The sequence below is a fragment of the Klebsiella sp. BDA134-6 genome, assembly GCF_015601345.1.
GTDB classification, from domain to species: domain Bacteria; phylum Pseudomonadota; class Gammaproteobacteria; order Enterobacterales; family Enterobacteriaceae; genus Klebsiella; species Klebsiella grimontii.
In genome coordinates, this window is record NZ_CP064784.1 from 466,728 (window position 1) to 490,870 (window position 24,143).

Below are 24,143 nucleotides of genomic sequence, written 5' to 3' on the forward strand. Positions count from 1 at the left end.
CCGGAGCGGGAACAAATCTAAGTGTAGGGTAGACAAAATGCATGTGAATTCTGCTTGAATTTAAACCTCGTTTATTGAAGGTTGCAAATTCACAAAGAGATTTCGTGGATAATAATGAGCGTGTCTGGAACGTATAGTTGTAAATCAGTCTTCCCTTTGGTTCAAATATCATGATAATATTATCTTTGCTCTGGGAAGAGCGGGAGCTTATCCGTAAAATTATCTAATCTGGCAGGCTTAAAGGGATGTACCGTGTTTGCTAAAGGTGAATTTGAATTTAATTCATCTTTATTTCATATGGAATGGTGAAGGGGGATTGGAATTATGATATTCAATGAATATATCATTAATAATGAAGTTATATTTAATGTAAATATGAATGAGTTGCAGCCCGTTGGGGAAAATGGGGATAGCGTGACCCTGAATGCGCCAACTGCACGCTGCCTTCAACTTTTACTGGAAAGCAATGGGAAGATTATATCCAGAGAAGAGTTTCTGGATATAGTATGGAAAACCAGAGGTGTTGTCGTTTCCCAGAATACTTTCTATCAAAATATTTCCTTGCTAAGAAAATCGTTAGTAAAAGCAGGGTTGTCGCAGGATATTATTGTTACTGTAAGGCAGAGGGGGTTTGTTCTTGCGGCTGGTTCACATATAGCCTCATTCTTCCGAACGGAGGAGAAACAGCCTGAAAATCTACAGATCACCGCGAGCACATCCTCGCCCCCGGTTGAGAAAAATGTGATTCATAATTTAGCCATTCAGGATGACGCCTCAAAAAGTTTCAGTGGCAATAAAGCAACAGAATTCAAATTACCTGGGTGGATCTTACCCCTGTTATTGGCGATGACCGCAGCAAACATTCTTTCTCTTTTTTTGTAACTATTAATGAATGAAGTTACAGCTTACTTTTATATTTGCTTTTACTTTCTTCTGGAGAATACTCGTTCTACGAAAATTATAAGTCGTCAGTATTTATACACAGTGAGTAATGGCAAGTAGGTAGTCTGCCAGGCAGTGCCCGGCAGACGGATTGGTTATCGCTGCTTTAATCCTAAGTCCAGGGGAGTCTTACTTGGTTCTCCGCCGATTTCCCGTGCAAGTTTTGGTACTAAATAGCCGGATATCAGGGTGAGCAGTTCGCGCATGATGCTTCTGGCCTCTTCGTCACTGACCATAAAATGGGCCGCCCCCTGCACTTTGTCCAGAACGTGGAGATAGTAGGGCATGACGCCAGCGTCGAAGAGCGCATTGCTCAAATCGGCAAGCGTATGCGCGTTATCGTTTACGCCGCGCAGCAGCACGCTTTGGTTCAATAAGGTTACGCCAGCCATACGCAGCTTTTTCATGGACGAACGAAATGCCGCATCAATCTCGTTAGCGTGGTTAACATGGTTTACCAGCAGTACCTGTAGCGATGATGCAGAAATACGGGCAACCAGCGTATCGGTAATACGCGCAGGAATCACAACGGGCAACCGGCTGTGGATACGTAGGCGTTTGATGTGCGGAATAGCTTCCAGCTGCGTCAAGAGCCAGTCGAGCTCATGATCCTTCGCCATGAGCGGATCTCCACCGGAAAAGATGATCTCATCGAGTCGGGGATGCGCCGCAATATACTCGAGGGCCATCTGCCAGTTACGTTTATTGCCCTGATTTTCAGCATAGGGGAAGTGACGACGGAAACAATAACGACAATTTACCGCACAGCCGCCTTTAACCAGCAGTAACGCGCGGTTGCTGTATTTATGCAGCAGGCCCGGCACAACGCTATGCTGTTCTTCCAACGGATCGGTAGAGAATCCTGGAACATTAGTAAACTCTTCCTGAGAGGTAAGTACCTGACGAAGAAGAGGATCATTAGGGTTGCCTGGTTCCATACGGGCAATAAACGCTCGTGGAACACGCAATGCGAACAGGCGCTTAGCATCGCGCCCTGCCAATAGATTCGCATCAGCGTCTACATTTAAAAGATGCAGCAGTTCATCAGGACTGGTCACAACATCGGCAAGTTGCGTTAACCAATCTTCTCTGGATGGGGTATTTAGGGTTACAATATGCGCCATTTTGTGGCTTAGCTACCAATTAACAAAATTTCAGAGGGCCTTATGGCGACTTACTATAGCAACGATTTTCGTGCCGGTCTTAAAATCATGATGGACGGCGAACCTTATGCAGTTGAAGCCAGTGAATTCGTTAAACCCGGCAAAGGCCAGGCTTTTGCACGCGTTAAGCTGCGCCGCCTGCTGACCGGTACTCGCGTTGAGAAAACTTTTAAGTCTACTGATTCTGCTGAAGGCGCGGACGTTGTCGATATGAACCTGACTTACCTGTATAACGACGGTGAGTTCTGGCACTTTATGAATAACTCTACTTTCGAACAGCTGGCTGCTGACGCTAAAGCCGTTGGCGATAACGCGAAATGGCTGCTGGATCAGGCTGAATGCATCGTGACCCTGTGGAACGGTCAGCCAATTTCCGTCACCCCACCAAACTTTGTTGAGCTGGAAATCGTTGAAACCGATCCTGGCCTGAAGGGCGATACTGCCGGTACTGGCGGCAAACCTGCAACGCTATCCACTGGCGCAGTAGTTAAAGTTCCTCTGTTCGTACAGATTGGCGAAGTCATCAAAGTGGATACCCGCTCTGGCGAATACGTATCCCGCGTGAAGTAATCTGGGCGATGAGATGGTTGGCGCAGCCGCAATGCTGCGCCCTCTATAATGTCGAAACTGCAGGCAAGGAAGATGAACGCTACGCTGAAACTTTTGTTACTGTTAGTTCTGGGCGGGTCGCTGCTTACCGGGTGCAACACGGCTCGTGGCGTTGGCGAGGATATCCAGAGCCTGGGTCATGCTATTTCTCACGCTGTCAGTTAATCTTATTTCATCAGGGAATTCTTATTCACACTCCCCACGCGCAATCCTATTCGCTCGCGTAATTTCTTTTTCTCTTAAAAATCGCCGCGTTTCCCTCATCCTGGAGCAGTTTGTCTATGCTTATAGAGCACGATAACTAAAACTGGTTAATAAGGATGACATTATGGTAAAAAAAGCGATTGCAGCGTTCTTTACGGTTTTGGCTCTTTCCTCTGTACTGACTGCATGTAACACCACGCGCGGTGTTGGTCAGGATATTTCAGAAGGCGGCAGCGCGATTTCGGGCGCCGCGACCAAAGCTCAGCAATAGACCATGGCGGTACGGCCGCTGGTCGTACCGTTCTTCCTCACCTTACCCACGTCGTGTATAATTCCTGCGGAATATCATCTACCTTACGGGACGACCTGTAAGCGTTTCACATCTGGGGACGGCCCCATTAAAGGAGCCATATGTCCTGGTTAGTTCTGTTTATCGCTGGTCTGCTGGAAGTTGTCTGGGCAGTCGGTCTGAAATATACCCACGGTTTTAGCCGTCTGGTGCCAAGCGTGATAACGATTGCCGCTATGGTCATCAGCATGGCGCTGTTGTCATGGGCGATGAAAACGTTGCCCGTAGGGACGGCTTACGCCGTTTGGACCGGAATAGGCGCGGTCGGCGCAGCCGTGACGGGTATTATCCTGCTGGGTGAATCCGCCAGCCCGATGCGCATTGCCAGCCTGGCGTGTATTGTGATTGGCATCATTGGCCTGAAAATGAGCGCGCATTAATACTGCTGATTGACCCATAGCAGTTTGCTCACGTCGAATCCTTGCCGGGTAGCGATATCCAGCATCTGCTGCTTCACTTCCGGCGGGATTTTCGGCGTGCGCGCCAGTAGCCAGAGATAGTCGCGATCGGGTCCACAAACCAGCGCGTAGCGATAATCCTTATCCAGCGCCATCACGTTATAGCTGCCATAGAAGGGGCCGAAAAACGAGACTTTCAGCGCGGCTCGCGTGGGCTCTCCGGTAAAGTAGGCGACGCCATCGGTTTTTTGCCACATACCCCGGTCTGGGTTGTAGCCTTTATTTACCACGTTCAGTCCGCCATCATCGCGCAGGCTATACGTTGCGGTGACCTTTTCTAAGCCGCTTTCAAAACGGTGATCGAAGCGGGCAATCTCATACCAGGTGCCAAGATAGCGTTGAGCGTCGAAGGGGCTAACCACGGTTACGCCAGGAGGCGGCACCGGAGTACTACAGGCTACAAGCAGAAATGAAGCGGCAACAACCGCAAGAACGGGTAGCAGACGCATAATTTTTTCCTTGCCAGTTTTAAGCTGAGTGTAGAGCCAGGCAGGAAAAATGTGGCAGAATTTTCTTGAGAAGCGAGCCCGGTAACAGAATGCTACCGGGCTTATTGCGGCTGAGGTAAAAGCCGCGTACGGCTATTCGTTTAGATGAACAATATGCCGACCAGTGTGACGATGGTCAGAATCGCCGCAAGGCCGTAGAAGACCCATTTACCGTTGGGTACGTGAATTTTTAAATCGTGCATTGCATGGTGAATACGGTGAAGCCCGCACCATAGCGGCAGAACAATCATCAGGAAAATGAATGCACGGCCAATAAAGCTATGGGCAAAAGCCAGCACGCGTTCATAGCTGAAGGCGTCGGCAGGCGCGAGGCCAAGCGGCAGCATAATACCTACCAGCAGCACAATGACGGGGGCGATAATCGCTCCCCACATGCCGCCAGCGCCAAACAGCCCCCAGAATACCGGCTCATCAGAACGTTTTGGGTTGGGATTAATCATTCCAGCCTCCTTACCAGAACAGTGCGACAAACAGGATCACCACGGTGACGACCGCAGTGACGACCCAAAGCCCTTTAATAATTGGCTCAGGTCCCATTTTCTCGCCTTTAAGGATAATATTGGCGGCTTTCGGCGCCAGCTCAAACCAGGTTTTGGTATGCAGTAGCGCGGCTGCAAGCGTGATCAGGTTTAGGATCACGACAATCGGGTTTTGCAGGAAACCGACATAGCCCGCCCAGCTCTCCGCGCCATGCTTCAGTGCGAACAGCCCGTAAATCAGCACGATGCTGAACCAGACCGTGGGTACCGCCGTTCCTTCACGCAGCATATAGAAGCGATAAAACGGCAGCTTTTTCCACCAGGTGGACGGCATCGGCCGCACGTAGGGTTTGCGTTTAGTCGTCATACAGCACTCCTTAGCGTGGTTTCAGGGTGGCGATAAGAAAGTCTTTCGAGCTTTCTACCTTGCCCTGCTGGATCGCGGCCGCCGGGTCGACGTGTTTCGGGCAGACTTCGGAGCAGTAGCCCACGAAAGTACATGTCCAGACGCCATTCTGGCCGTTAAGCTGCGCCATACGTTCCTTTTTACCGCGATCGCGGCTGTCTTCGTTGTAGCGATGGGCGAGGGTGATCGCCGCCGGACCGATAAACTCCGGATTAAGACCAAACTGCGGACAGGCCGCATAGCACAGGCCGCAGTTGATGCAGCCAGAGAACTGGTGGTACTTGGCCATTTGCGCCGGCGTCTGCGTGTTAGGCCCCTGATCGGGCGTGCGTGGGTTGCCAATGATGTACGGCTTAATGGCTTCCAGGCTTTCAATAAAGTGAGTCATATCGACCACCAGATCGCGCTCAATCGGGAAGTTAGCCAGCGCCTCGACTTTAATGCCTTTGGTGTATTCACGCAGGAAGGTTTTACAGGCCAGCTTTGGCACCTTGTTCACCATCATGCCGCAGGAACCGCAAATCGCCATACGGCAGGACCAGCGGTAGCTGAGGTCCGGCGCGAGGTTGTCTTTGATATAGCCCAGAGCATCAAGCAGAGAGGTTTGCTCATCGTAGGGAACTTCATAGAAAGCGCTGTGCGGTGCAATGTCCACTTCCGGGTTGTAGCGCACCACTTCGACTTTCATATTTTTCATCTCAGCCATTCGTCGTCTCCTTCTTCTCGGCTGCTTCCGCTTCCGCACCGTACACGCGTTTTGCCGGCGGCAGAGTGGTGATTTTCACATCACTGTACTCCAGGCTGGTATTACCGTCGGCATCGCGGAAGGCGAGGGTATGCTTGAGGAAGTTGACGTCGTCACGCTCGGTGCAGCCTTCGTCCAGACGCTGATGCGCGCCGCGGGACTCTTTACGCGCGAGGGCGGAGTGCGCCATACATTCGGCGACGTTCAGGCCATGACCCAGTTCGATGGTGTACAGCAGGTCGGTATTGAACACGCTCGAGGTGTCGGTGATACGCACGCGCTTGAAGCGCTCCTGCAGCTCGGCCAGCTTATCAACCGTTTTCTGCATAAGCTCCGGCGTACGGTAGATGCCGCAGCCTTCTTCCATTGACAGCCCCATTTCGTCACGAATCTTCGCCCAGTTCTCGTTACCTTCTTGATTAACGAGTTCTTTCAGGCGGTTCTCGATATCGACGACCTGGGCGTCCAGCGCAGCGCTATTGGCTTCGCCCGCTTCGGTTGCGCGCTGCATGGCCTGCTCACCGGCCAGACGACCAAACACCACCAGCTCCGCCAGGGAGTTGGAGCCAAGGCGGTTGGCGCCATGCAGGCCGACAGAAGAACATTCGCCCACGGCAAACAGCCCTTTGATGCGGGTTTCACACTGCTGGTCGGTTTCGATCCCGCCCATGGTATAGTGCGCGGTCGGACGTACCGGAATAGGATCTTTCACCGGATCGACGCCAACGTAGGCCTTCGAGAGTTCGCAGATAAACGGCAGACGTTCAAGCAGCTTTTTCTCGCCCAAATGGCGCAGATCGAGATAGACCACATCGCCCCGCGGGGTAGGGATCGTGTTGCCCTTACGCCATTCGTGCCAGAAAGCCTGGGAGACTTTATCGCGCGGACCCAGCTCCATATATTTATTTTTCGGTTCGCCCAACGGGGTTTCCGGACCCATGCCGTAATCCTGCAGATAGCGGTAGCCGTTCTTGTTGACCAGAATACCGCCTTCGCCGCGGCAGCCTTCCGTCATCAGAATGCCGGAACCCGGCAGACCGGTGGGGTGATATTGCACGAACTCCATATCGCGCAGCGGTACGCCGTGGCTGAGCGCCATACCCATACCGTCACCGGTGACGATACCGCCGTTGGTATTGTAGCGATACACGCGTCCTGCGCCGCCGGTCGCCAGAATGACCGCGTTGGCGCGGATCTGCACCAGCGTACCTTCCATCATATTCATCGCGACCAGACCGCGAGCCTGGCCATCATCCACCAGAATATCCAGAACAAAATGTTCATCGAAGCGCTGGATTTGCGGGAATTGAAGCGAGGTCTGAAAAAGGGTGTGCAGCATATGAAAGCCGGTTTTATCGGCAGCGAACCAGGTTCGTTCGATCTTCATACCGCCGAATCGCCGGACGTTGACGCTGCCGTCCGGGCGGCGACTCCACGGGCATCCCCAATGTTCGAGCTGGGTCATTTCCGTCGGGCAGTGATGAACGAAGTAGTCAACGACGTCCTGTTCGCACAGCCAGTCGCCTCCTGCAACGGTGTCGTGGAAATGGTACTCGAAGCTATCATGATCCTGCGCGACGGCAGCGGAACCCCCTTCAGCAGCAACAGTATGGCTGCGCATAGGATAGACTTTTGAAATTAGAGCGATTTTAGCATTTGGATTAGCTTGCGCGGCGGCTATTGCGGCGCGAAGACCTGCTCCGCCTGCGCCTATTACGGCAAGATCGGCTTGAAAAGTTTGCACGACATTCCTCCAGTTTTTGTTTATTTCGCCGCCGGGCTGGCGAAAACGTATCACTGCTCCTTTATAGGTAAGGAGTATAGCCGTAGGGTCATAAGGGAAAATTGACGTGTTCGATTTTTTTATCGTTCTGTGCGGTTGTTTATCTGCTTGCTTTATGTTTTTGGGTTATCAACAAATTAAGTGTATGTAACGCGTTTACGTATTCGCACAAAATTTGTTTCATCTGCCAGTTACGAGTAGACTTCGTGCCCTTGTTTCAAATCGGAGAAAGTACCATGAGCGAAACGGCAACCTGGCAGCCGAGCGCATCCATTCCAAATCTGTTAAAACGTGCAGCGGTGATGGCGGAAATTCGCCGTTTCTTTACCGACCGCGGCGTGCTGGAGGTGGAGACGCCCTGCATGAGTCAGGCGACGGTGACGGATATTCATATGGTCCCGTTTGAGACGCGTTTCGTTGGTCCTGGCCACTCTCAGGGGCTGAACCTGTACCTGATGACCAGCCCGGAGTATCACATGAAACGCCTGCTGGCGGCCGGCTGCGGCCCGGTGTTTCAGCTATGCCGTAGCTTCCGCAATGAAGAGATGGGGCGTCACCATAATCCGGAATTCACCATGCTGGAGTGGTATCGTCCATGCTACGACATGTACCGCCTGATCAATGAAGTCGACGATCTGCTCCAGCAGGTGCTCGACTGCCAGCCGGCCGAAAGCCTCTCTTACCAGCAAGCCTTTCAGCGTCATCTGGAAATCGACCCGCTGTCGGCGGATAAAACCCAGCTGCGCGAAGCGGCGGCGAAGCTGGATCTGAGCAATATCGCCGATACGGAAGAGGACCGGGATACGCTGCTTCAGCTACTCTTCGCCATGGGCGTCGAGCCGCACATCGGTAAAGATCGGCCAACGTTTATTTATCACTTCCCGGCAAGCCAGGCGTCGCTGGCGCAAATTAGCACCGAAGATCACCGCGTGGCGGAGCGCTTCGAGGTCTATTACAAAGGCATTGAGCTGGCGAACGGTTTTCATGAGCTGACCGACGCGCGCGAACAGCAGCAGCGTTTTGAGCAGGATAACCGCAAGCGTGCTGCTCGCGGCCTGCCGCAGCAGCCAATCGATCGTCATCTGCTGGCCGCTCTGGAAGCCGGGCTGCCGGATTGTTCCGGCGTAGCGCTGGGCGTTGACCGCGTTGTGATGCTGGCCCTGGGGGCTGAAAGCATCGGTGAGGTCATTTCGTTTACCGTCGACCGTGCCTGATCTTCCTTTCCGCTTTCCTGCCGGATATTGACGGAGATGACCGCCGATGTACGGCGGTATGGTTGATTGTCCGGTCGTGCGACCGTTCTGGCCTTGCCTGCGTTCAGGCAAGGCCGTTCTTACAGACTGCCGGGGGCGCGGCTGGTTTTCCCTGCCGAAGTCAGCGCTCTGCTGCTTTTTCTGCCATCAATGCTCTCCAGACGCATCTGGAACGGCGGGAACGGCATATCGATCCCGTGCTCGCGGAATCCGGCCAGAATCAGCTGATGCATCTCGTGGCGCAGCGGCATACGGTGACCCATTTCGGCGGCGTAGATACGCAGCTCGAAAATCTGGATCCCCTGCTGCAGGTCAACGAGGAACGCTTCCGGCGCCGGGGTATCGATAACTAACGAACAGCGGTGCGCGGCATTTAACAGGATCTGCGCAACCTCTTCGGTATTGGCATCCACCGGCGCAGGCACCGTCAACACTACGCGGGTCACGGAATCCGACAACGACCAGTTGATGAACTGTTCGGTGATGAACGCCTTGTTCGGCACGATAATCTCTTTACGGTCCCAGTCGCTGATGGTCGTGGCGCGGGTATTAATACGCGTCACGCTGCCGGTGAGATCGCGAATAGTGACCGTATCGCCAATCCGTATTGGTTTCTCAAACAGAATAATCAGGCCGGAGATAAAGTTGGCGAAGATCTCCTGCAGACCAAAACCGAGACCGACGCCGAGGGCGGCAATGAGCCACTGCAGCTTGGCCCACTCGATGCCAATCATCGAGAAGCCGACCAGACCGCCAATCAGCATCAGCAGATATTTAGTGATGGTGGTGATGGCGTAGCCGGTGCCCGGCGTCAGTTCCAGATGCTGGAGGATCGCCAGTTCCAGCAGCGCGGGCAGGTTGCGCACCAGTTGGGTGGTAATAATCAACACCAGGATGGCAATCAGCACCGCGCCGAGGGTAATCGGCTCCAGGCTCTCAACGCCCTGCACCGTAGAGGTGACGTCCCACAGCGAGATATTCTCCAGGAAGCCAAACGCGGAGTGGATTTCTGACCACAGCACGATAACCGACACTAGCGCAATCAGCATCAGCAGGGAGCGCACCAGACGTAACGACTGGGTACTGATGGCATCCAGATCGACCTCGCTGACCTCGGCTTCCATTGAACCTTCCGGGCTGCTGGTATGCTGAGCCTCTTCTTCACCACGCGCGCGCTGGGCGAGGATCTCCGCCCGTCGATGCTTGGCGCGATCGAACGCCAGGCGGCGGCGCTGGATCAACATCCAGCGGCGAATGATGTGATAGACCACCAGCAGCAGGAACCAGATGGCGACCGAGGTTTCGAGCCTGGCGAGCAGCGCCTGCGCCGTGGCGAGATAGCCGATCGCCGCCGCCAGCATCGCCACCAGCGGCGCGCCGAGCAGCATATTCCACAGCAGCCGGTTCAGCATATTGTCGCCGCTGCCTTCTTTGTCGAGATACAGCGGGATGCCGGCGCGTTTCAGGCTCAGGGTCACCATCGCCAGCGCGCCGCAAATCAGCATAAAGCAGAGGCGGCCCAGCGAGGCGGAGAATTCGCGATCGTTGAGGTTATCGAAGGTAATCAGCGCCATAATCAGCGGCACGATCAGCCCGATGCTCATCAGGTAGTAGCGCATCGCTTTGCTGACGCGGCTACGCGGCCAGCCGAAGTGGGCGATGAACAGGCCGTTTGGGCGGGCGAATGTAGCGCAAATCATCACCACCCACAGCAGCGGCACCGTAGCGGTAACGCTGTCGCCAATGGCGACCGCCAGCGGGAAAGGCCAGGCGGCCTGCAGGCCATAGCCCAGCGTCATCCACAGTACCGGCAGCGGCGAGGCCACCAGTATTGACCAGAACACCGTGCGCAGCGTGAGCCAGAAGTGATCCTGCGTCACCTTACCGACGCGCGCGCTGGAGCGCTCAAGGAAGCTGGTGAAATGGCGTCGTGAGCTAATACTGAACCCCACCAGAATGAGCGCGACGAAGAGCGGCAGCAGGGTCTCTTTGCTGGTCAGCATCATCATGCTGGCTTTGCCGAGCTGGCTCATGGTATCGAGCGAGATCAGACGGCGTAGGTCCTGAACGATCTCCAGCGGCCATGAGAAGCCGATTGGGCTGACGTCGGAGGTCCAGAACAGATAGCGGTGGGTCGCTTCGTTGATCTCTTTAAGCGCATCTTCAAGCTGGCCGTTGGCGACTTTCAGCTTGGTCAGTTCGAGCATAAGCGTATCGCCGCCGCGTAGCAGGGAGTTGAGCAACTCAGTCTGCGTACGCATCTGAGCCTGCAGAATACGGTTCTGCTCGCTGGTGAGCGGCTCCCCATCCGCCTGACGAATTTGTCTTAGCTGAGGCTGCTTGCCGAGCTGATCTTCATAGCGCAGGCGCTGCACGCGCAGCTGAGCCATTTCGGTATCCAACTGCTGCGGTCGCGGGATTTCCGGCAGCCGCGCAACCTGCGCGCGCAGGGCTTCGCCAAGCAGATTGGAAGAACCCAGCCACTGAGACTGCTCGCGCAGGGTGTTTAGCGCCTGACGCACCTGGAGAGTTTGATTGGTCGCCTGGCGCTGCTGCGAGGCGATCAGATCCATGCGCTGCGCCTGCTGGTTGAGCGCCTGCGACAGCTCGCGGTTAACTTTAAACTGCGCCACGATATCCGGCGGCAGGTTTTCGCTGTTTTCCGCCAGTAGTTCGGTGCTTTCCAGCGCTTTCTCCGCCTCGCGCTGCCGTTGGTTGTTTAGCTGATTACGCAGCGCTTGTAGCCAGGCGTCGAGCTGTTCGCTCTCTTTCTGCGCCAGCTCGGAGCGCAACCGCGAAAGTTCCTGGCGGTTATTGGCGGAGAGCTGGGCCAGATCCAGCTCATCGACCAGCGCTTTCAGCCGCGCGGACTCCGCCTGCAGGCCAAGATTCTGCGCCTGCGCCAGCGGCGTATTGCTGTTTTGTGCGCCAACCCGGCGCTCAACCTCGTTCAGTTGGCGGCGGGCATCGCTCTGCTGCTGCGGCAGCTGGTTAAGCGAATCGGCGATATCGCGGGCGCGATCCTGCTCCTGCTGAGCTTTACGGCTGGCTTCCAGCAGCTGGCTGCTGACCTGGAGAATCTCCTGGTTCAGCGCATCGGAGGAGAGAGTAGTGGAGACCTGGCGCGGCTCATCGCTCAGATTATTGAGCTGCGCGCGCAGGTTTTGCGACAGTTTGGGGAAGTTATCGATAACGTCCTGGTACTGACGGACGCGCTCAAGGGAAGCATTACGCTCCTCAAGGGCGTTGAGGGCAGATTGCAGGACTTCGACGGTCTCAGGCTGGGCGGGCTTCGCCGCCTTCGCCTGTTCCAGTTCCTGAGCTATCTGTTTAGCATCCGGGGCTGTCGCTGCGTACGCCCCAAAACTGAGGCACCAGGCCAGCAGGAAAGTGTATATCAGGCGCACGGCGTGACCTTTTCTTTCAGGAATTAACCTTTGTCTTGTTTATCGTCAACCAGCGGACTGGCGGCGTGTTCCGCGCGGACTTCTTCTTCTGCCAGCGGCGCGGGCTCGGCCGGCGCTACGGCTTCAGGCGCGGTTGCCAGCGGCTGGCCTATTTTAGTGACCGACAGGCTGTGTAACTGCTCAATCAGCGTCACCTTGCCTGGCGAAAATAGGTTGATCACCGTGGAGCCCAGTTTAAAGCGGCCCATTTCCTGGCCTTTCAGCAGGGCGACAGAGCCTTCGCTATCACCAGCAGGCCAGGTCCAGCGCTTAATGATGCCTTCGCGCGGCGGCGTGACGGTACCGGACCACACGGTTTCGATGCTGCCGACGATGGTGGCACCGACGAGGATTTGCACCATAGGACCAAACTCAGTATCGAACAGGCAGATGACGCGCTCGTTGCGAGCAAAAAGATTCGGCACGTTTTGTGCGGTCAGGTGGTTTACGGAGAACAGATCCCCCGGCACGTAGATCATTTCGCGCAGAATACCGTTGCATGGCATATGCACGCGGTGGTAATCGCGCGGCGAAAGATAGGTGGTGACGAAGCTGCCGTTACGGAACAGGTCCGCCATCTGGTAGTTACCGGCCAGCAGCGCTTCCAGGCTGTAGTTATGGCCCTTAGCCTGCAAAATTTTGTCGTCTTCAATGGCGCCCAGTTGGCTGATGACGCCGTCGGCGGGCATCACCAGCACGCTCGGGTCGGTATTTAACGGACGCACGTCGTCGCGCAGCGGACGAACGAAGAAGTCGTTAAAGGTACGGTAGCTGGCGGTATCAGGCTTTTGCGCCTCTTTCATATCGACCTTGTAATATTTCACGAACAGATCGATGACCAGTTTTGTCAGCCAGCCTGCTCGTTTGCGTGCACCCCAGCCTGCGAGGCGGGTGAGCCACAGTTTAGGCAGAATGTATTGCAGTGAAAGTTTAAGATCGTTTAACAAGGTAGCCTCCAGGCCATTATTTGTCGTTCCTGGCCCCGCGGAGCAGCGGAGCCTGAAAAAAGGGGGACGATTCTAACGATGCTCAGCTTAAATGTCAGTCATCGGTTGATGAAAAGCTTTTACGCGTTTTTACCTGTACCTGCGCCATGCTTTCCAGAATGCGATGGTAGTTTTCAAACCGGCTTTCGGCGATTTCACCCTTCTCAACCGCTTCGCGAATGGCGCAGCCCGGGTCATTGTCGTGCTTGCAGTCGCGGTATTTGCACCGGCCTAAATAATCATGGAATTCGACAAAGCCGTGGGTGATTTGTTCCGCGTCGAGATGCCACAAACCAAACTCGCGTACGCCCGGCGAATCAATCACATCGCCGCCGTGCGGGAAGTGGTACAGGCGCGCGGCCGTGGTGGTGTGCTGCCCCAGTCCTGAGACGTCCGAAACGTCATTGGTGAGGATTTGGTCATCATGCAGGCCCAGCAGCGCGTTCAGCAGGCTGGATTTGCCTACCCCTGACTGCCCGGCAAAGATACTGATACGATCGGTGAGCGCCTCTTCAAGCGGCTTCAGGCCATCCTGCGTGCGGCTGGAGACCATCAGTACGCGGTAACCAATATGGCGATAAATGTCCATTTGCTCGTTGACGAAGGCCATGCTCTCCTGATCCAGCAGATCGATCTTGTTGAGTACGATCAACGGCTCGACGTTTAGCGCTTCGCAGGCCACGAGATAGCGGTCGATAATATTCGGAGAAAGCTCAGGCAAAATCGCGGAAACAATGACAATCTGATTGATATTGGCGGCGATGGGTTTGACGCCGTCATAGAAATCCGGACGCGTCAGTACGGAAGTTCGTTCATGGACGGCCTCGACGATGCCCTTAACGTTGACGCCGTCAGCTTCGCTTTTGCCAGGCCGCCAGACCACGCGATCGCCGGTGACCAGCGAACGGATAGTGCGGCGTATGTTGCAACGGTGGACGCTACCGTCGGCGGATTCGACATCGGCATGCATGCCAAAGCGGCTAATGACTGTCCCTTCAGATTTTTCACCGAACAAGTTGTCGTCAAAATCGGCCTTCTCCGAAGTCGTTTTCAGGCGGCGCTGGTGGTTGGCCTTCACGCGGCGCTGTTGGCCTTTGGAGAGTTTATTTTTACTCAATCGAACTGGCTCCTGGTCGCCCTGTACGGGCAAAACCTCTATGATACACGCTATTTTAGATGAATATAGTGACGTAAGAAGGGTGGAAAATAACATGAGTGCAGATGAAAACAACCTGATTTGGATCGATCTTGAAATGACGGGGCTGGATCCGGAGCGCGATCGCATCATCGAAATCGCCACCCTGGTGACCGACGCGAATCTGAACATTCTGGCGGAAGGGCCGACGATTGCGGTACACCAGTCAGACGAGCAGCTGGCGCTGATGGACGAGTGGAACGTGCGTACCCATACCGGCAGCGGGCTGGTGGAACGGGTGAAGGCGAGTACCCAGGGCGATCGTGAAGCCGAACTGGCGACTATCGAATTCCTCAAAAAGTGGGTACCGGCAGGTAAGTCGCCAATCTGCGGCAATAGCATCGGCCAGGATCGTCGCTTCCTGTTTAAATATATGCCGGAGCTGGAAGCATATTTCCATTACCGTTACCTGGACGTCAGTACGCTGAAAGAGCTGGCTCGTCGCTGGAAGCCGGAAATTCTCGACGGCTTTAAGAAACAAGGTACGCACCAGGCGATGGACGATATTCGCGAATCGGTCGCGGAACTGGCCTACTATCGCGAACACTTTATTAAGCTTTAACGCCCGTGCCGGGGCCAAGAACGCCCCGGACATTCCCCTGCCTATTTAAACCACTTCTGTTCCATGGCCTGAAACTCCGGTGAGGCTTTTACGACTTCCAGAGCGGCATTAATGTTATTCAGCAGCTCAGGATCGTCTTTACGTACCGCAATGGCGTACTGCTTACCGTAGTAGCCGGGATCCGTGGCGCGTTCGTCCATCATGGCGTAGTCGGGGTTATCCTGGAGCCATTTCGTTAACGTCTCCTGATCGCCCATCACGCCGCTAATGACGCCTTCTTTCAGCGCGCTCAGAGCGCTTTCGTCGCTGTCGTAAGGCACCGCATGCACGGCTTTTTGTTTGTCCCGCAGATAGCGCTGATGAAGGGTGCCTTTTACGACGCCGATTTTTTTATCCTTCAGATCGGCAAAGGTGTGGGCGGCGTCTTTCGCTGTGACAACTACGCCGGACAGCGCCTGACGATAGGGATGGCTGAACGCAACCTGCTTTTCTCGCATTGGAATCACTTCGATACCGGCAATCACGGCGTCGAATTTCTTAAAGCGCAGCGCCGGGATGAGGGTATCGAACCCCTGGGGAGTGAATTTGCACTCGACCTGCATCTGCTTGCACAGCGCGTTGGCCAGGTCGATATCAAAACCCGTGGGCAGATTTTTACCATTGACGGTTTCATACGGCGGATTGGCCGTCGTTGTCCCAAAATGTAGCGTTGTTGCCGATGCTGTTCCTGTGGCAAGCGTGGCCAGCAGCAGGACGGTAAGCGCTTTTTTCATTTTATTTCCCTGGTTGTCATCGTTGTTGACCGTCAGCGGGCGATATCCGCCTATAAACTTGAGCGATTTTGCGCCTTTAGCGGGCCCGGAAAAAGTGATTTTGCCGCATTTGCTGGTTATTTAGACAATTCAGGCTGGTGTGTGGTGATAAAGTGGTCACTTAAACCAAAAACGAAAAAAATTGCGCTCAGGGGGGTTGCAGGTAAATCGAATTCTCGTATAATGCGCCTCCCGTGACGAAGCAGAAATGCAAATCACGACGCCATGGAAATATGGCCAGAAGTATGCGGGAATAGCTCAGTTGGTAGAGCACGACCTTGCCAAGGTCGGGGTCGCGAGTTCGAGTCTCGTTTCCCGCTCCAAAATTTGAAAGTACCATCCTAATCACAGGATTTCGAGTTGCGATAAAGCAGCTAACGCAGAAGCGACTTGAAAGACAAAGATTAAGCGGGAATAGCTCAGTTGGTAGAGCACGACCTTGCCAAGGTCGGGGTCGCGAGTTCGAGTCTCGTTTCCCGCTCCAAAATTTGAAAGTTACCACACCCAAGCGGGAATAGCTCAGTTGGTAGAGCACGACCTTGCCAAGGTCGGGGTCGCGAGTTCGAGTCTCGTTTCCCGCTCCAAATTTCTTCTCATATTCAGTTTATCCACAGCGCAACTACGCGTCATGGATGCTTTTCGCGATGTCCTGAAAATACTGTGAACAGAGTTATCCACAGGTTAGTCTTTCGTCTTTTCTCAGGAAAACACTTCACTATGTAAATAGTATTCTTATATGTGCCTGAAACGTAAGGGTTAAATTTCATTTCAAAGTGTTAATCCGATCACTTGACGAACGTCTGCCCGTTGAAACGCAATGTGTTTTTATTTTTATTCACACCCTGTGAATGAATCAGGCGTCGCGCGGTAGCCCTTTTTCAACCACCCTGACCAGCCGTAGCTTCTTGGGCAATTGCACCTCAACCACATTGGCATTTCGTTTTGCCATTTGCTGCGTCATCGCCCACTCGATGTGTTCATCGAGAAGTGGGTGCTCACCCCGGCGGCTCTCCAGCGCCTTGAGGTTGGCTTCATCCCAGGGCGCATTGCCCAGCGCGACGGCAATATTACGTAGCCAGCGCAGATGGCCAATACGGCGAATAGCCGATCCCTCCGTCACTTTTAGAAAATATGACTCGCTCCAGGTGAAAAGCTCCAGTAGCTCTGGGGCATGCAACGCTTTGCGCGGGCTGAAATCGTCTTCATCAGTCAGCTGCGCGAAGCGGTTCCACGGGCAAATCAGCTGGCAATCATCGCAGCCGTAGATGCGGTTACCGATCAGCGGGCGGAACTCTTCCGGGATGGCGCCTTCCAGTTCAATCGTCAGATAGGAGATACAGCGTCGGGCATCGACGGTATAGGGCTCGACGATGGCGCCGGTTGGGCAGATAGTCATGCAGGCCACGCAGCGCCCGCACTCTTCCTCGACGGGTTGGTCGATGGGGAGAGGGAGGTCGATTAGTAGCTCGCCGAGGAAAAAGAACGAGCCGGCATCGCGGCTGAGGATGAGTGAGTGCTTACCTGTCCATCCCAGCCCTGCTTTTTCGGCTAAAGGGCGTTCAAGAATCGGCGCGGAATCGACAAAAGGTCTAAAATTGAGCGAAGCACACTGCGCCTGAATCATCTCACCTAATTTTTTCAGGCGATGACGTAACAGCTTATGATAGTCCCGTCCGAGGGCGTAACGGCTAACGTAACCCCGCGCGGGATCTTTCAGGGTGCGGGCGAAAGCGGCATTAGCAGGCAGATAGTTCATCCTCACGCTAATCACGCGTAAGGTACCTGGCTGGAGTTCATGAGGGCGCGCGCGCATCATGCCATGGCGCGCCATCCACTCCATTTCGCCGTGGTATTGTTTATCCAGCCACGCCTGCAGTTTAGGTTCGCTGGCGCTGAGATCGGTATCGGTAATACCGACCTGCTGGAACCCCAGCTCTGTGCCCCACTGTTTGATTTGCTGCGCTAAATGATTGAGATCGAGGGGCTGTGACATGATGGACCATACGATGACGAAAAACACCGACAGTATACCACATATCATCTGGCCGGCGGAGGCGCTACGGCGGGCGGAAAAAGAGGCGGCGGATGCCCTTGGGCTGACGTTATATGAGCTGATGCGCCGTGCGGGCGAAGCGGCTTTTGAACTTGCCTGCGAACAGTATCCAGGAAGCCAGCACTGGCTGATTCTTTGCGGCCACGGTAATAACGGCGGAGACGGCTACGTGGTGGCGCGCCTGGCGCAGGCGCGCGGGATTCAGGTCACGCTGCTGGCGCTGGAGAGCGAGAAGCCGCTGCCGGAAGAGGCCAGCCTGGCGCGTGAAGAGTGGCTCAATGCCGGCGGGACGATTCACGCCGCGAACATCGTCTGGCCTGAAGATATCACATTGATTATTGACGGTCTGCTCGGTACCGGGCTACAGAGCGCGCCCCGGGAAAACGTCGCTGAGCTTATCGCGCATGCTAACGCTTATCCGGTGCCGGTTGTCGCGCTCGATATCCCCTCAGGTCTGAACGCGCAGACAGGTACGACGCCAGGCGCGGTTATCCATGCCGCTCATACCATCACGTTTATTGCGCTTAAGCCGGGGCTGCTGACCGGCAAAGCTCGCGATGTCGTGGGCCGCCTGCATCATCACGCTTTAGGGCTTGACCGCTGGCTGGCAGGCCAGAAGACGGCAATCAGTCGATTCGATGCGTCGCAGCTTTCCGACTGGCTGCCGCCACGACGCCCAACCTCGCACAAAGGCGACCACGGTAAGCTGGTGATTATTGGCGGCGAACCGGGTACGGCGGGAGCCATTCGGATGAGCGGGGAAGCGGCGCTGCGTGCGGGCGCAGGGCTGGTGCGCGTCCTGACTCATAAGGATAATATCGCCCCCGTTCTGACCGCCAGGCCGGAGCTGATGGTCCATGAACTGACATCCTGCGCGCTTGAGGAAAGCCTGCAATGGGCGGATGTCGTCGCGATTGGGCCGGGTCTTGGTCAGAGCGAGTGGGGTAAGAATGCGCTGCGCCAGGCGGAGAATTTTCGCAAACCGATGGTCTGGGATGCGGATGCGCTGAACCTGCTGGCAATCAATCCCGATAAACGTCACAATCGCGTGCTGACGCCGCATCCCGGCGAAGCCGCCCGTCTGCTGAACGTGAGTGTGGCAGAAATTGAAAGCGATCGCTTACATTCTGCACAACGTCTGGTAAAACGTTATGGTGGCGTTGTGGTGCTAAAAGGTGCAGGAACGATCGTGGCGAGCGAAACGGGCGAAATGGCTATTATCGACGCCGGTAACGCTGGGATGGCCAGCGGCGGGATGGGCGATGTGCTGACCGGTATTATCGCCGCGTTGTTAGGCCAGCGCCTGACGCCGTATGATGCTGCCTGCGCCGGATGCGTTGCTCATGGCGAAGCTGCCGATCGGCTGGCGGCGAGACATGGCACCCGCGGAATGCTGGCGACCGATCTTTTTTCCACGCTCAGGCGTGTTGTTAACCCGGATGTGATTGACGTAGACCATGATTAACCGAGTGATTCCTTTACCCGATGAGCAGGCGACTTTAAGCCTTGGCAACCGCGTCGCGCAGGCATGCACTGGCGCGACGGTCATCTATTTGTATGGCGATTTAGGGGCGGGTAAGACCACCTTTAGCCGCGGTTTCCTTCAGGCTCTCGGTCACCGTGGCAACGTTAAAAGCCCAACCTACACCCTCGTAGAGCCTTACAGTCTCGATAATTTGATGGTCTATCACTTCGATCTGTATCGCCTGGCGGATCCTGAGGAACTCGAGTTTATGGGGATCCGCGATTATTTTACTGACGATGCTATCTGCCTGGTGGAATGGCCGCAGCAGGGCACGGGAGTACTGCCGGACCCGGATGTTGAAATTCACCTTGAGTATCAGGCACAAGGGCGTGAGGCGCGCGTAACCGCGGTCTCCTCATTGGGTAAGTCTTTATTGGCGCGTTTGGCTAATTAGCCTGAAGGACGACGGGATGATGTATCGCATAACCAGTTGGCTGGCTGCCGCACTGATGCTGTTTAGCATTCAGGCTACTGCGGCAAGTTTATCCGATATCCAGGTCTCAAATGGAGATCGGCAGGCCCGTATTACCATTAGTTTTATCGGCGAGCCTGAATATTCGTTTAGCCCCCAGGGCAAACGCATCGTGGCGCTGGATATCAAACAGACCGGCGTACTCCAGGGGCTACCGCTGCAGTTTAGCGGCAATAATCTGGTAAAAAGCATTCGTTCCGGGACGCCGCAGGATACGCAGTCGCTGCGCTTGTTGGTGGATTTAACTGCCGATGGCAAAACCCGCGCGGTGAAACAGCAGAACGGCTCTAACTACACCGTGGTGTTTACGATTAACGCCGACGAGCCGCCTCCGCCACCGCCGCAGCCGGTGGTGGTTAGACAGGCGGAAAGGCCCGTGGCGCAGCCCGTGCGTCCGAGCGAACCCGCACGTAACCCGTTTAAAGCCGATAACGACCGGCTTACTGCGGTGACCAGCACGAGTAGCGTAACGCGTCCCGCTGCGCGTCCCGTGTCCTCCGATGATAAAGTGATTATCGCCATTGATGCCGGTCACGGCGGCCAGGATCCGGGCGCTATTGGCCCGAATGGCACGAAAGAGAAGAATGTGACTATTGCCATTGCGCGTAAGCTCCGCGCGCTATTGAATGCCGACCCTCAGTTCAGGCCGGTGCTGACGCGCGACGGCGATTACTTTATTTCAGTCATGGGGAGATCTGACGTCGCGCGTAAGCAAAACGCCAATTTCCTTGTCTCAATTCACGCCGACGCCGCGCCGAATCGCGATGCCACCGGAGCCTCGGTTTGGGTGCTTTCCAACCGCCGCGCGAACAGCGAGATGGCCGGCTGGCTCGAACAGCATGAGAAGCAGTCCGAGCTGCTGGGCGGCGCGGGCGATGTACTGGCCAACAGCCAGTCTGACCCTTACCTGAGCCAGGCGGTGCTGGATTTACAGTTCGGCCATTCCCAGCGCGTCGGGTATGATGTGGCGACCAATGTGCTGAGCCAACTGCAGCGGATCGGCGATTTACATAAGCGCCGCCCCGAGCATGCCAGCCTGGGTGTACTGCGCTCGCCGGATATCCCGTCGATCCTTGTCGAAACAGGTTTTATTAGTAATACAGGCGAGGAGCGGCTGTTGGGCAGCGATGCCTATCAGCAACAGGTCGCAGAGGCGATTTATAACGGTCTGCGTAACTACTTTATGCAGCATCCTCTGCAATCCGCGCCGCGCGGAGCAGCCGCGCAGACCGCCAGCGCAGGTTCGTCTGATGGGACGTTGTTAAATTAAGGAGACGGCCATGCCGATTCAGGTTCTACCGCCGCAGCTCGCCAACCAGATTGCCGCAGGTGAAGTGGTGGAACGACCGGCTTCGGTGGTCAAAGAGCTGGTGGAAAATAGCCTCGATGCCGGGGCGACGCGCATCGACATTGATATTGAGCGCGGCGGGGCGAAGTTAATCCGCATTCGCGATAACGGCTGCGGCATTAAAAAAGACGAGCTGGCGCTAGCGCTGGCCCGTCACGCCACCAGTAAAATTGCTTCGCTGGACGACCTTGAGGCGATCATTAGCCTCGGCTTTCGCGGCGAAGCTCTGGCCAGTATTAGCTCAGTGGCTCGCCTGACCTTGACCTCGCGTACCGAGGATCAGCAGGAGGCCTGGCAGGCCTATGCCGAAGGGCGCGATCAGGCGGTCACCGTGAAGCCAGCGGCGCACCCGGTGGGGACAACGCTTGAAGTGCTGGACCTGTTTTATAACACCCCCGCCCGGCGCAAGTTTATGCGCACCGAGAAAACCGAATTTGGCCATATTGACGAAATCGTCCGGCGCATCGCGCTGGCGCGTTTCGACGTCACTATCAACCTCAGCCACAATGGTAAAGTCGTGCGTCAGTACCGGGCGGTATCGCAGGACGGCCAGCGTGAGCGGCGTCTGGGCGCGATCTGCGGTATACCCTTTCTCGAACATGCCCTGGCGATTGAGTGGCAGCATGGCGATCTTACCCTCAGCGGCTGGGTGGCCGATCCTCTGCATACCAATCCGACGCTGGCGGAGATTCAATATTGCTACGTCAATGGGCGGATGATGCGCGATCGCCTGATTAATCACGCGATCCGTCAGGCTTGTGAAGATAAACTGGGGGCCGATCAGCAGCCTGCTTTTGTGCTGTACCTGAAGATAGATCCGCATCAGGTGGATGTGAACGTTCACCCGGCCAAACATGAAGTGCGTTTTCATCAGTCGCGCCTGGTGCACGATTTTATCTATCAGGGCGTGCTGAGCGTCCTGCAGCAGCAGCTGGATGTACCGTTGGCGGAAGAGGGCGATGAGCCCGCGCCGCGGCAGGTGCCGGAAAACCGCATTGCGGCAGGCGGCAATCATTTTGCCCAGCCGGCGGTCGCGCGTGAAAACGCGGCTCCCCGGTATCGTGATGAGCCCGCCGCGCCGCGCTTTAACGCCAGCGGTTCGTCGGGGCCATCTTCAACTGGTGGAGCCGGCTGGCCGCATGCGCAGCCAGGCTATCAAAAACAGCAGGGTGCGCTCTACCGCCAACTGCTGGATACTCCTGTCGCGGAGCGCAAACCCAAATCTCCCACACCGACGGCGGAAGGCCTGTCAGGTCATAGCCAAAGCTTTGGCCGCGTGCTGACGATTATCGATAGCGACTGCGCGCTGCTGGAGCGCGACGGTAAGTTAGCGCTGCTGGCCCTGCCGGTCGCTGAGCGCTGGCTGCGCCAGGCACAGCTGACGCCGGGCGCAGAGGCGGTTTGCGCCCAACCGTTGCTTATCCCGCTGCGGATAAAAGTGTCCGAAGAGGAAAAAGACGCGCTCAAGCAGGCGCAGTCTGCGCTGGCAGAGGTCGGGATTGAACTCCAGTCCGATGCGCACCACGTGACGATCCGCGCAGTGCCTTTACCCTTAAGACAACAAAATTTACAAATCTTGATTCCTGAACTGATAGGCTACCTGGCGCAGCAAAAAACCGTCGACGTCGGCAATATTGCCCAGTGGATGGCGCGTAACCTGGCGAGCGAGCATGCGCAGTGGAATATGGCGCAGGCGATTGCCGTCCTGGCGGATATTGAGCGCTTATGTCCGCAGCTGGTTAAAGCGCCGCCGGGTGGTCTGTTACAACCTGTTGATTTACATTCGGCGATGAATGCCCTGAAAGATGAGTGATGTAACCGAGGCAAGCCTGCCTAAGGCAATATTTTTAATGGGCCCGACGGCCTCTGGTAAAACCGCATTGGCGATCGCCTTACGTAAAGTTTTGCCAGTAGAGTTGATTAGCGTTGATTCAGCCCTCATTTATCGAGGAATGGACATCGGCACGGCCAAGCCGGATGCCGCGGAGCTAAGCGCTGCGCCGCATCGGCTGCTGGATATTCTTGATCCGGCTGAGGCTTATTCCGCAGCGGATTTTCGTCGTGCTGCGCTGGCTGAGATGGCTGATATTGTTGCCGCGGGGCGTATTCCGCTACTGGTTGGCGGAACGATGTTGTATTTCAAGGCGTTGTTGGAAGGGTTGTCGCCTCTACCCTCGGCTGACCCTGAGGTCAGGGCCAGGATCGAGCAACAGGCCGCAGAGCAAGGATGGAACGCGTTGCACCAGCAGCTACAGGAAATTGATCCGGTTGCCGCCGCGCGTATTCATCCAAATGATCCGCAAAGACTTTCCCGAGCACTGGAAGTTTTTTTCATTTCGGGTAAAACTTTAACGGAGCTGACGCAAACGTCAGGTGATGCTCTGCCGTATAAGGTGCACCAGTTCGCCATCGCCCCGGCGAGCCGTGAACTGCTCCATCAGCGCATAGAACAGCGTTTTCATCAGATGTTGGCTTCAGGTTTTGAAGCAGAAGTGCGGGCGCTTTTTGCCCGGGGAGATTTGCATACGGATATGCCTTCCATTCGTTGTGTCGGATATCGCCAGATGTGGTCGTACCTAAATGGCGAGATCCCGTATGATGAAATGGTTTATCGAGGTGTTTGCGCCACGAGACAGTTGGCTAAACGTCAGGTTACCTGGCTGCGCGGTTGGGAAGGTATTCACTGGTTAGACAGTGAACAACCTGAACAAGCGTTCAACAAAGTATTACAGGTTGTTGGTGCTAGCCTGGACTGAACGTGTACAATTGAACAGGTATCGTGCGTAATTTTTTTAAGAATCGTAAGGTTCTGAGTACAAAACAAGCATACATATAAGGAAAAGA

The 24,143-nt window shown here is 55.3% G+C and carries 23 protein-coding genes and 3 tRNA genes; 15 read left to right on the forward strand and 11 right to left on the reverse strand.

Going from position 1 to position 24,143, the window contains the following annotated elements:
- The first annotated feature begins 324 nt into the window (after positions 1 to 324).
- Positions 325 to 882: a winged helix-turn-helix domain-containing protein gene (locus IYV58_RS02165; protein ID WP_004128019.1), complete on the forward strand. Its 558-nt coding sequence runs from the start codon at positions 325 to 327 to the stop codon at positions 880 to 882.
- A gap of 155 nt (positions 883 to 1,037) precedes the next feature.
- On the opposite strand, the gene epmB is transcribed toward IYV58_RS02165, so the two are convergent.
- Positions 1,038 to 2,066: an EF-P beta-lysylation protein EpmB gene (gene epmB / locus IYV58_RS02170; protein ID WP_087829705.1), complete on the reverse strand. Its 1,029-nt coding sequence runs from the start codon at positions 2,064 to 2,066 to the stop codon at positions 1,038 to 1,040.
- 42 nt (positions 2,067 to 2,108) lie between these two features.
- Here epmB and efp point away from each other — a divergent pair, with 42 nt between their 5' ends.
- The 4 genes from efp (at position 2,109) to sugE (ending at position 3,647) form a co-directional block, all read left to right on the forward strand.
- Entirely contained in the window at positions 2,109 to 2,675 is a 567-nt protein-coding gene (gene efp, locus IYV58_RS02175) for an elongation factor P (protein WP_004097931.1), read from the forward strand.
- Positions 2,676 to 2,747: 72 nt separating this feature from the next.
- Positions 2,748 to 2,879, forward strand: a complete 132-nt coding sequence (locus IYV58_RS02180; RefSeq protein ID WP_004128026.1) for an entericidin A/B family lipoprotein — start codon at positions 2,748 to 2,750, stop codon at positions 2,877 to 2,879.
- A 163-nt stretch (positions 2,880 to 3,042) separates the two neighbouring features.
- Positions 3,043 to 3,189, forward strand: coding sequence for a lipoprotein toxin entericidin B (gene ecnB, locus IYV58_RS02185; protein ID WP_004097935.1), 147 nt, complete (start codon positions 3,043 to 3,045; stop codon positions 3,187 to 3,189).
- Positions 3,190 to 3,329: 140 nt separating this feature from the next.
- Positions 3,330 to 3,647, forward strand: coding sequence for a quaternary ammonium compound efflux SMR transporter SugE (gene sugE / locus IYV58_RS02190; RefSeq protein WP_004128029.1), 318 nt, complete (start codon positions 3,330 to 3,332; stop codon positions 3,645 to 3,647).
- On the opposite strand, the gene blc is transcribed toward sugE, so the two are convergent.
- From blc to frdA, 5 genes are all read right to left on the reverse strand, one after another.
- A complete protein-coding gene (blc, locus tag IYV58_RS02195; protein ID WP_049112906.1) occupies positions 3,644 to 4,174 on the reverse strand; it encodes an outer membrane lipoprotein Blc in 531 nt (176 codons plus the stop codon). The genes sugE and blc overlap by 4 nt on opposite strands.
- A gap of 140 nt (positions 4,175 to 4,314) precedes the next feature.
- The gene (gene frdD / locus IYV58_RS02200) at positions 4,315 to 4,674 is read right to left on the reverse strand and encodes a fumarate reductase subunit FrdD (protein ID WP_004128035.1); all 360 of its coding nucleotides are present in this window, start codon (positions 4,672 to 4,674) and stop codon (positions 4,315 to 4,317) included.
- 10 nt (positions 4,675 to 4,684) lie between these two features.
- Positions 4,685 to 5,080, reverse strand: coding sequence for a fumarate reductase subunit FrdC (gene frdC, locus IYV58_RS02205; RefSeq protein WP_004128037.1), 396 nt, complete (start codon positions 5,078 to 5,080; stop codon positions 4,685 to 4,687).
- 10 nt (positions 5,081 to 5,090) lie between these two features.
- Positions 5,091 to 5,825 carry a succinate dehydrogenase/fumarate reductase iron-sulfur subunit gene (locus tag IYV58_RS02210; protein ID WP_004128039.1) on the reverse strand — a complete coding sequence of 245 codons (735 nt, stop codon included), beginning with the start codon at positions 5,823 to 5,825 and terminating at the stop codon, positions 5,091 to 5,093.
- Entirely contained in the window at positions 5,818 to 7,608 is a 1,791-nt protein-coding gene (gene frdA / locus IYV58_RS02215) for a fumarate reductase (quinol) flavoprotein subunit (protein WP_087829763.1), read from the reverse strand. The genes IYV58_RS02210 and frdA overlap by 8 nt, the downstream gene beginning before the upstream one ends.
- Before the next feature lie 275 nt (positions 7,609 to 7,883).
- Between frdA and epmA the strand changes: the two genes are divergently transcribed.
- Entirely contained in the window at positions 7,884 to 8,861 is a 978-nt protein-coding gene (gene epmA / locus IYV58_RS02220; protein WP_004128048.1) for an elongation factor P--(R)-beta-lysine ligase, read from the forward strand.
- Between the two features lie 119 nt (positions 8,862 to 8,980).
- Here the strand turns inward: epmA and mscM are convergent, their stop codons facing one another.
- The 3 genes from mscM to rsgA all read right to left on the reverse strand — a co-directional run bounded on the left by mscM (position 8,981) and on the right by rsgA (position 14,449).
- Positions 8,981 to 12,307, reverse strand: coding sequence for a miniconductance mechanosensitive channel MscM (mscM, locus tag IYV58_RS02225; protein WP_004128051.1), 3,327 nt, complete (start codon positions 12,305 to 12,307; stop codon positions 8,981 to 8,983).
- 23 nt (positions 12,308 to 12,330) lie between these two features.
- Positions 12,331 to 13,293, reverse strand: a complete 963-nt coding sequence (gene asd / locus IYV58_RS02230) for an archaetidylserine decarboxylase (RefSeq protein ID WP_004128055.1) — start codon at positions 13,291 to 13,293, stop codon at positions 12,331 to 12,333.
- Positions 13,294 to 13,387: 94 nt separating this feature from the next.
- Positions 13,388 to 14,449: a small ribosomal subunit biogenesis GTPase RsgA gene (gene rsgA, locus IYV58_RS02235; RefSeq protein WP_004128058.1), complete on the reverse strand. Its 1,062-nt coding sequence runs from the start codon at positions 14,447 to 14,449 to the stop codon at positions 13,388 to 13,390.
- A gap of 94 nt (positions 14,450 to 14,543) precedes the next feature.
- Here rsgA and orn point away from each other — a divergent pair, with 94 nt between their 5' ends.
- Positions 14,544 to 15,089 carry an oligoribonuclease gene (gene orn / locus IYV58_RS02240; RefSeq protein WP_004128059.1) on the forward strand — a complete coding sequence of 182 codons (546 nt, stop codon included), beginning with the start codon at positions 14,544 to 14,546 and terminating at the stop codon, positions 15,087 to 15,089.
- A gap of 41 nt (positions 15,090 to 15,130) precedes the next feature.
- Here orn and IYV58_RS02245 read toward each other — a convergent pair whose 3' ends face one another.
- Complete coding sequence (locus IYV58_RS02245; RefSeq protein ID WP_004128062.1) at positions 15,131 to 15,862, reverse strand: arginine ABC transporter substrate-binding protein; 732 nt, start codon at positions 15,860 to 15,862, stop codon at positions 15,131 to 15,133.
- 286 nt (positions 15,863 to 16,148) lie between these two features.
- On the opposite strand from IYV58_RS02245, the gene IYV58_RS02250 reads away from it, so the two are divergent.
- The 3 genes from IYV58_RS02250 to IYV58_RS02260 all read left to right on the forward strand — a co-directional run bounded on the left by IYV58_RS02250 (position 16,149) and on the right by IYV58_RS02260 (position 16,485).
- Positions 16,149 to 16,224, forward strand: a tRNA-Gly gene (locus IYV58_RS02250).
- An 85-nt stretch (positions 16,225 to 16,309) separates the two neighbouring features.
- Positions 16,310 to 16,385: transfer RNA gene (locus IYV58_RS02255), tRNA-Gly, on the forward strand.
- Between the two features lie 24 nt (positions 16,386 to 16,409).
- Positions 16,410 to 16,485: transfer RNA gene (locus tag IYV58_RS02260), tRNA-Gly, on the forward strand.
- Between the two features lie 269 nt (positions 16,486 to 16,754).
- On the opposite strand, the gene queG is transcribed toward IYV58_RS02260, so the two are convergent.
- The gene (gene queG, locus IYV58_RS02265; RefSeq protein WP_024360250.1) at positions 16,755 to 17,894 is read right to left on the reverse strand and encodes a tRNA epoxyqueuosine(34) reductase QueG; all 1,140 of its coding nucleotides are present in this window, start codon (positions 17,892 to 17,894) and stop codon (positions 16,755 to 16,757) included.
- A gap of 13 nt (positions 17,895 to 17,907) precedes the next feature.
- Here queG and nnr point away from each other — a divergent pair, with 13 nt between their 5' ends.
- Genes nnr through miaA form a run of 5 tightly spaced genes read left to right on the forward strand, consistent with a single transcriptional unit; the run spans position 17,908 to position 24,055 of the window.
- Positions 17,908 to 19,419: a bifunctional ADP-dependent NAD(P)H-hydrate dehydratase/NAD(P)H-hydrate epimerase gene (nnr, locus tag IYV58_RS02270; protein ID WP_177952644.1), complete on the forward strand. Its 1,512-nt coding sequence runs from the start codon at positions 17,908 to 17,910 to the stop codon at positions 19,417 to 19,419.
- Positions 19,412 to 19,873, forward strand: a complete 462-nt coding sequence (gene tsaE, locus IYV58_RS02275) for a tRNA (adenosine(37)-N6)-threonylcarbamoyltransferase complex ATPase subunit type 1 TsaE (protein ID WP_004128070.1) — start codon at positions 19,412 to 19,414, stop codon at positions 19,871 to 19,873. Before nnr ends, tsaE begins: the two co-directional genes overlap by 8 nt.
- A gap of 16 nt (positions 19,874 to 19,889) precedes the next feature.
- Positions 19,890 to 21,221, forward strand: coding sequence for an N-acetylmuramoyl-L-alanine amidase AmiB (gene amiB, locus IYV58_RS02280; protein WP_049115787.1), 1,332 nt, complete (start codon positions 19,890 to 19,892; stop codon positions 21,219 to 21,221).
- A 10-nt stretch (positions 21,222 to 21,231) separates the two neighbouring features.
- Positions 21,232 to 23,112, forward strand: coding sequence for a DNA mismatch repair endonuclease MutL (mutL, locus tag IYV58_RS02285; RefSeq protein WP_195729391.1), 1,881 nt, complete (start codon positions 21,232 to 21,234; stop codon positions 23,110 to 23,112).
- Positions 23,105 to 24,055 (forward strand): tRNA (adenosine(37)-N6)-dimethylallyltransferase MiaA, encoded by a 951-nt coding sequence (gene miaA, locus IYV58_RS02290; RefSeq protein ID WP_049115784.1) that lies wholly within the window; start codon positions 23,105 to 23,107, stop codon positions 24,053 to 24,055. Before mutL ends, miaA begins: the two co-directional genes overlap by 8 nt.
- Positions 24,056 to 24,143: the final 88 nt, after the last annotated feature.

Coding starts and splice junctions, on each gene's coding strand:
- IYV58_RS02165 (WP_004128019.1), top strand. CDS start 325: ATGATATTCAATGAATATATCATTAATAATGAAGTTATATTTAATGTA.
- epmB (WP_087829705.1), bottom strand. CDS start 2,066: ATGGCGCATATTGTAACCCTAAATACCCCATCCAGAGAAGATTGGTTA.
- efp (WP_004097931.1), top strand. CDS start 2,109: ATGGCGACTTACTATAGCAACGATTTTCGTGCCGGTCTTAAAATCATG.
- IYV58_RS02180 (WP_004128026.1), top strand. CDS start 2,748: ATGAACGCTACGCTGAAACTTTTGTTACTGTTAGTTCTGGGCGGGTCG.
- ecnB (WP_004097935.1), top strand. CDS start 3,043: ATGGTAAAAAAAGCGATTGCAGCGTTCTTTACGGTTTTGGCTCTTTCC.
- sugE (WP_004128029.1), top strand. CDS start 3,330: ATGTCCTGGTTAGTTCTGTTTATCGCTGGTCTGCTGGAAGTTGTCTGG.
- blc (WP_049112906.1), bottom strand. CDS start 4,174: ATGCGTCTGCTACCCGTTCTTGCGGTTGTTGCCGCTTCATTTCTGCTT.
- frdD (WP_004128035.1), bottom strand. CDS start 4,674: ATGATTAATCCCAACCCAAAACGTTCTGATGAGCCGGTATTCTGGGGG.
- frdC (WP_004128037.1), bottom strand. CDS start 5,080: ATGACGACTAAACGCAAACCCTACGTGCGGCCGATGCCGTCCACCTGG.
- IYV58_RS02210 (WP_004128039.1), bottom strand. CDS start 5,825: ATGGCTGAGATGAAAAATATGAAAGTCGAAGTGGTGCGCTACAACCCG.
- epmA (WP_004128048.1), top strand. CDS start 7,884: ATGAGCGAAACGGCAACCTGGCAGCCGAGCGCATCCATTCCAAATCTG.
- orn (WP_004128059.1), top strand. CDS start 14,544: ATGAGTGCAGATGAAAACAACCTGATTTGGATCGATCTTGAAATGACG.
- IYV58_RS02245 (WP_004128062.1), bottom strand. CDS start 15,862: ATGAAAAAAGCGCTTACCGTCCTGCTGCTGGCCACGCTTGCCACAGGA.
- queG (WP_024360250.1), bottom strand. CDS start 17,894: ATGTCACAGCCCCTCGATCTCAATCATTTAGCGCAGCAAATCAAACAG.
- nnr (WP_177952644.1), top strand. CDS start 17,908: ATGACGAAAAACACCGACAGTATACCACATATCATCTGGCCGGCGGAG.
- tsaE (WP_004128070.1), top strand. CDS start 19,412: ATGATTAACCGAGTGATTCCTTTACCCGATGAGCAGGCGACTTTAAGC.
- amiB (WP_049115787.1), top strand. CDS start 19,890: ATGATGTATCGCATAACCAGTTGGCTGGCTGCCGCACTGATGCTGTTT.
- mutL (WP_195729391.1), top strand. CDS start 21,232: ATGCCGATTCAGGTTCTACCGCCGCAGCTCGCCAACCAGATTGCCGCA.
- miaA (WP_049115784.1), top strand. CDS start 23,105: ATGAGTGATGTAACCGAGGCAAGCCTGCCTAAGGCAATATTTTTAATG.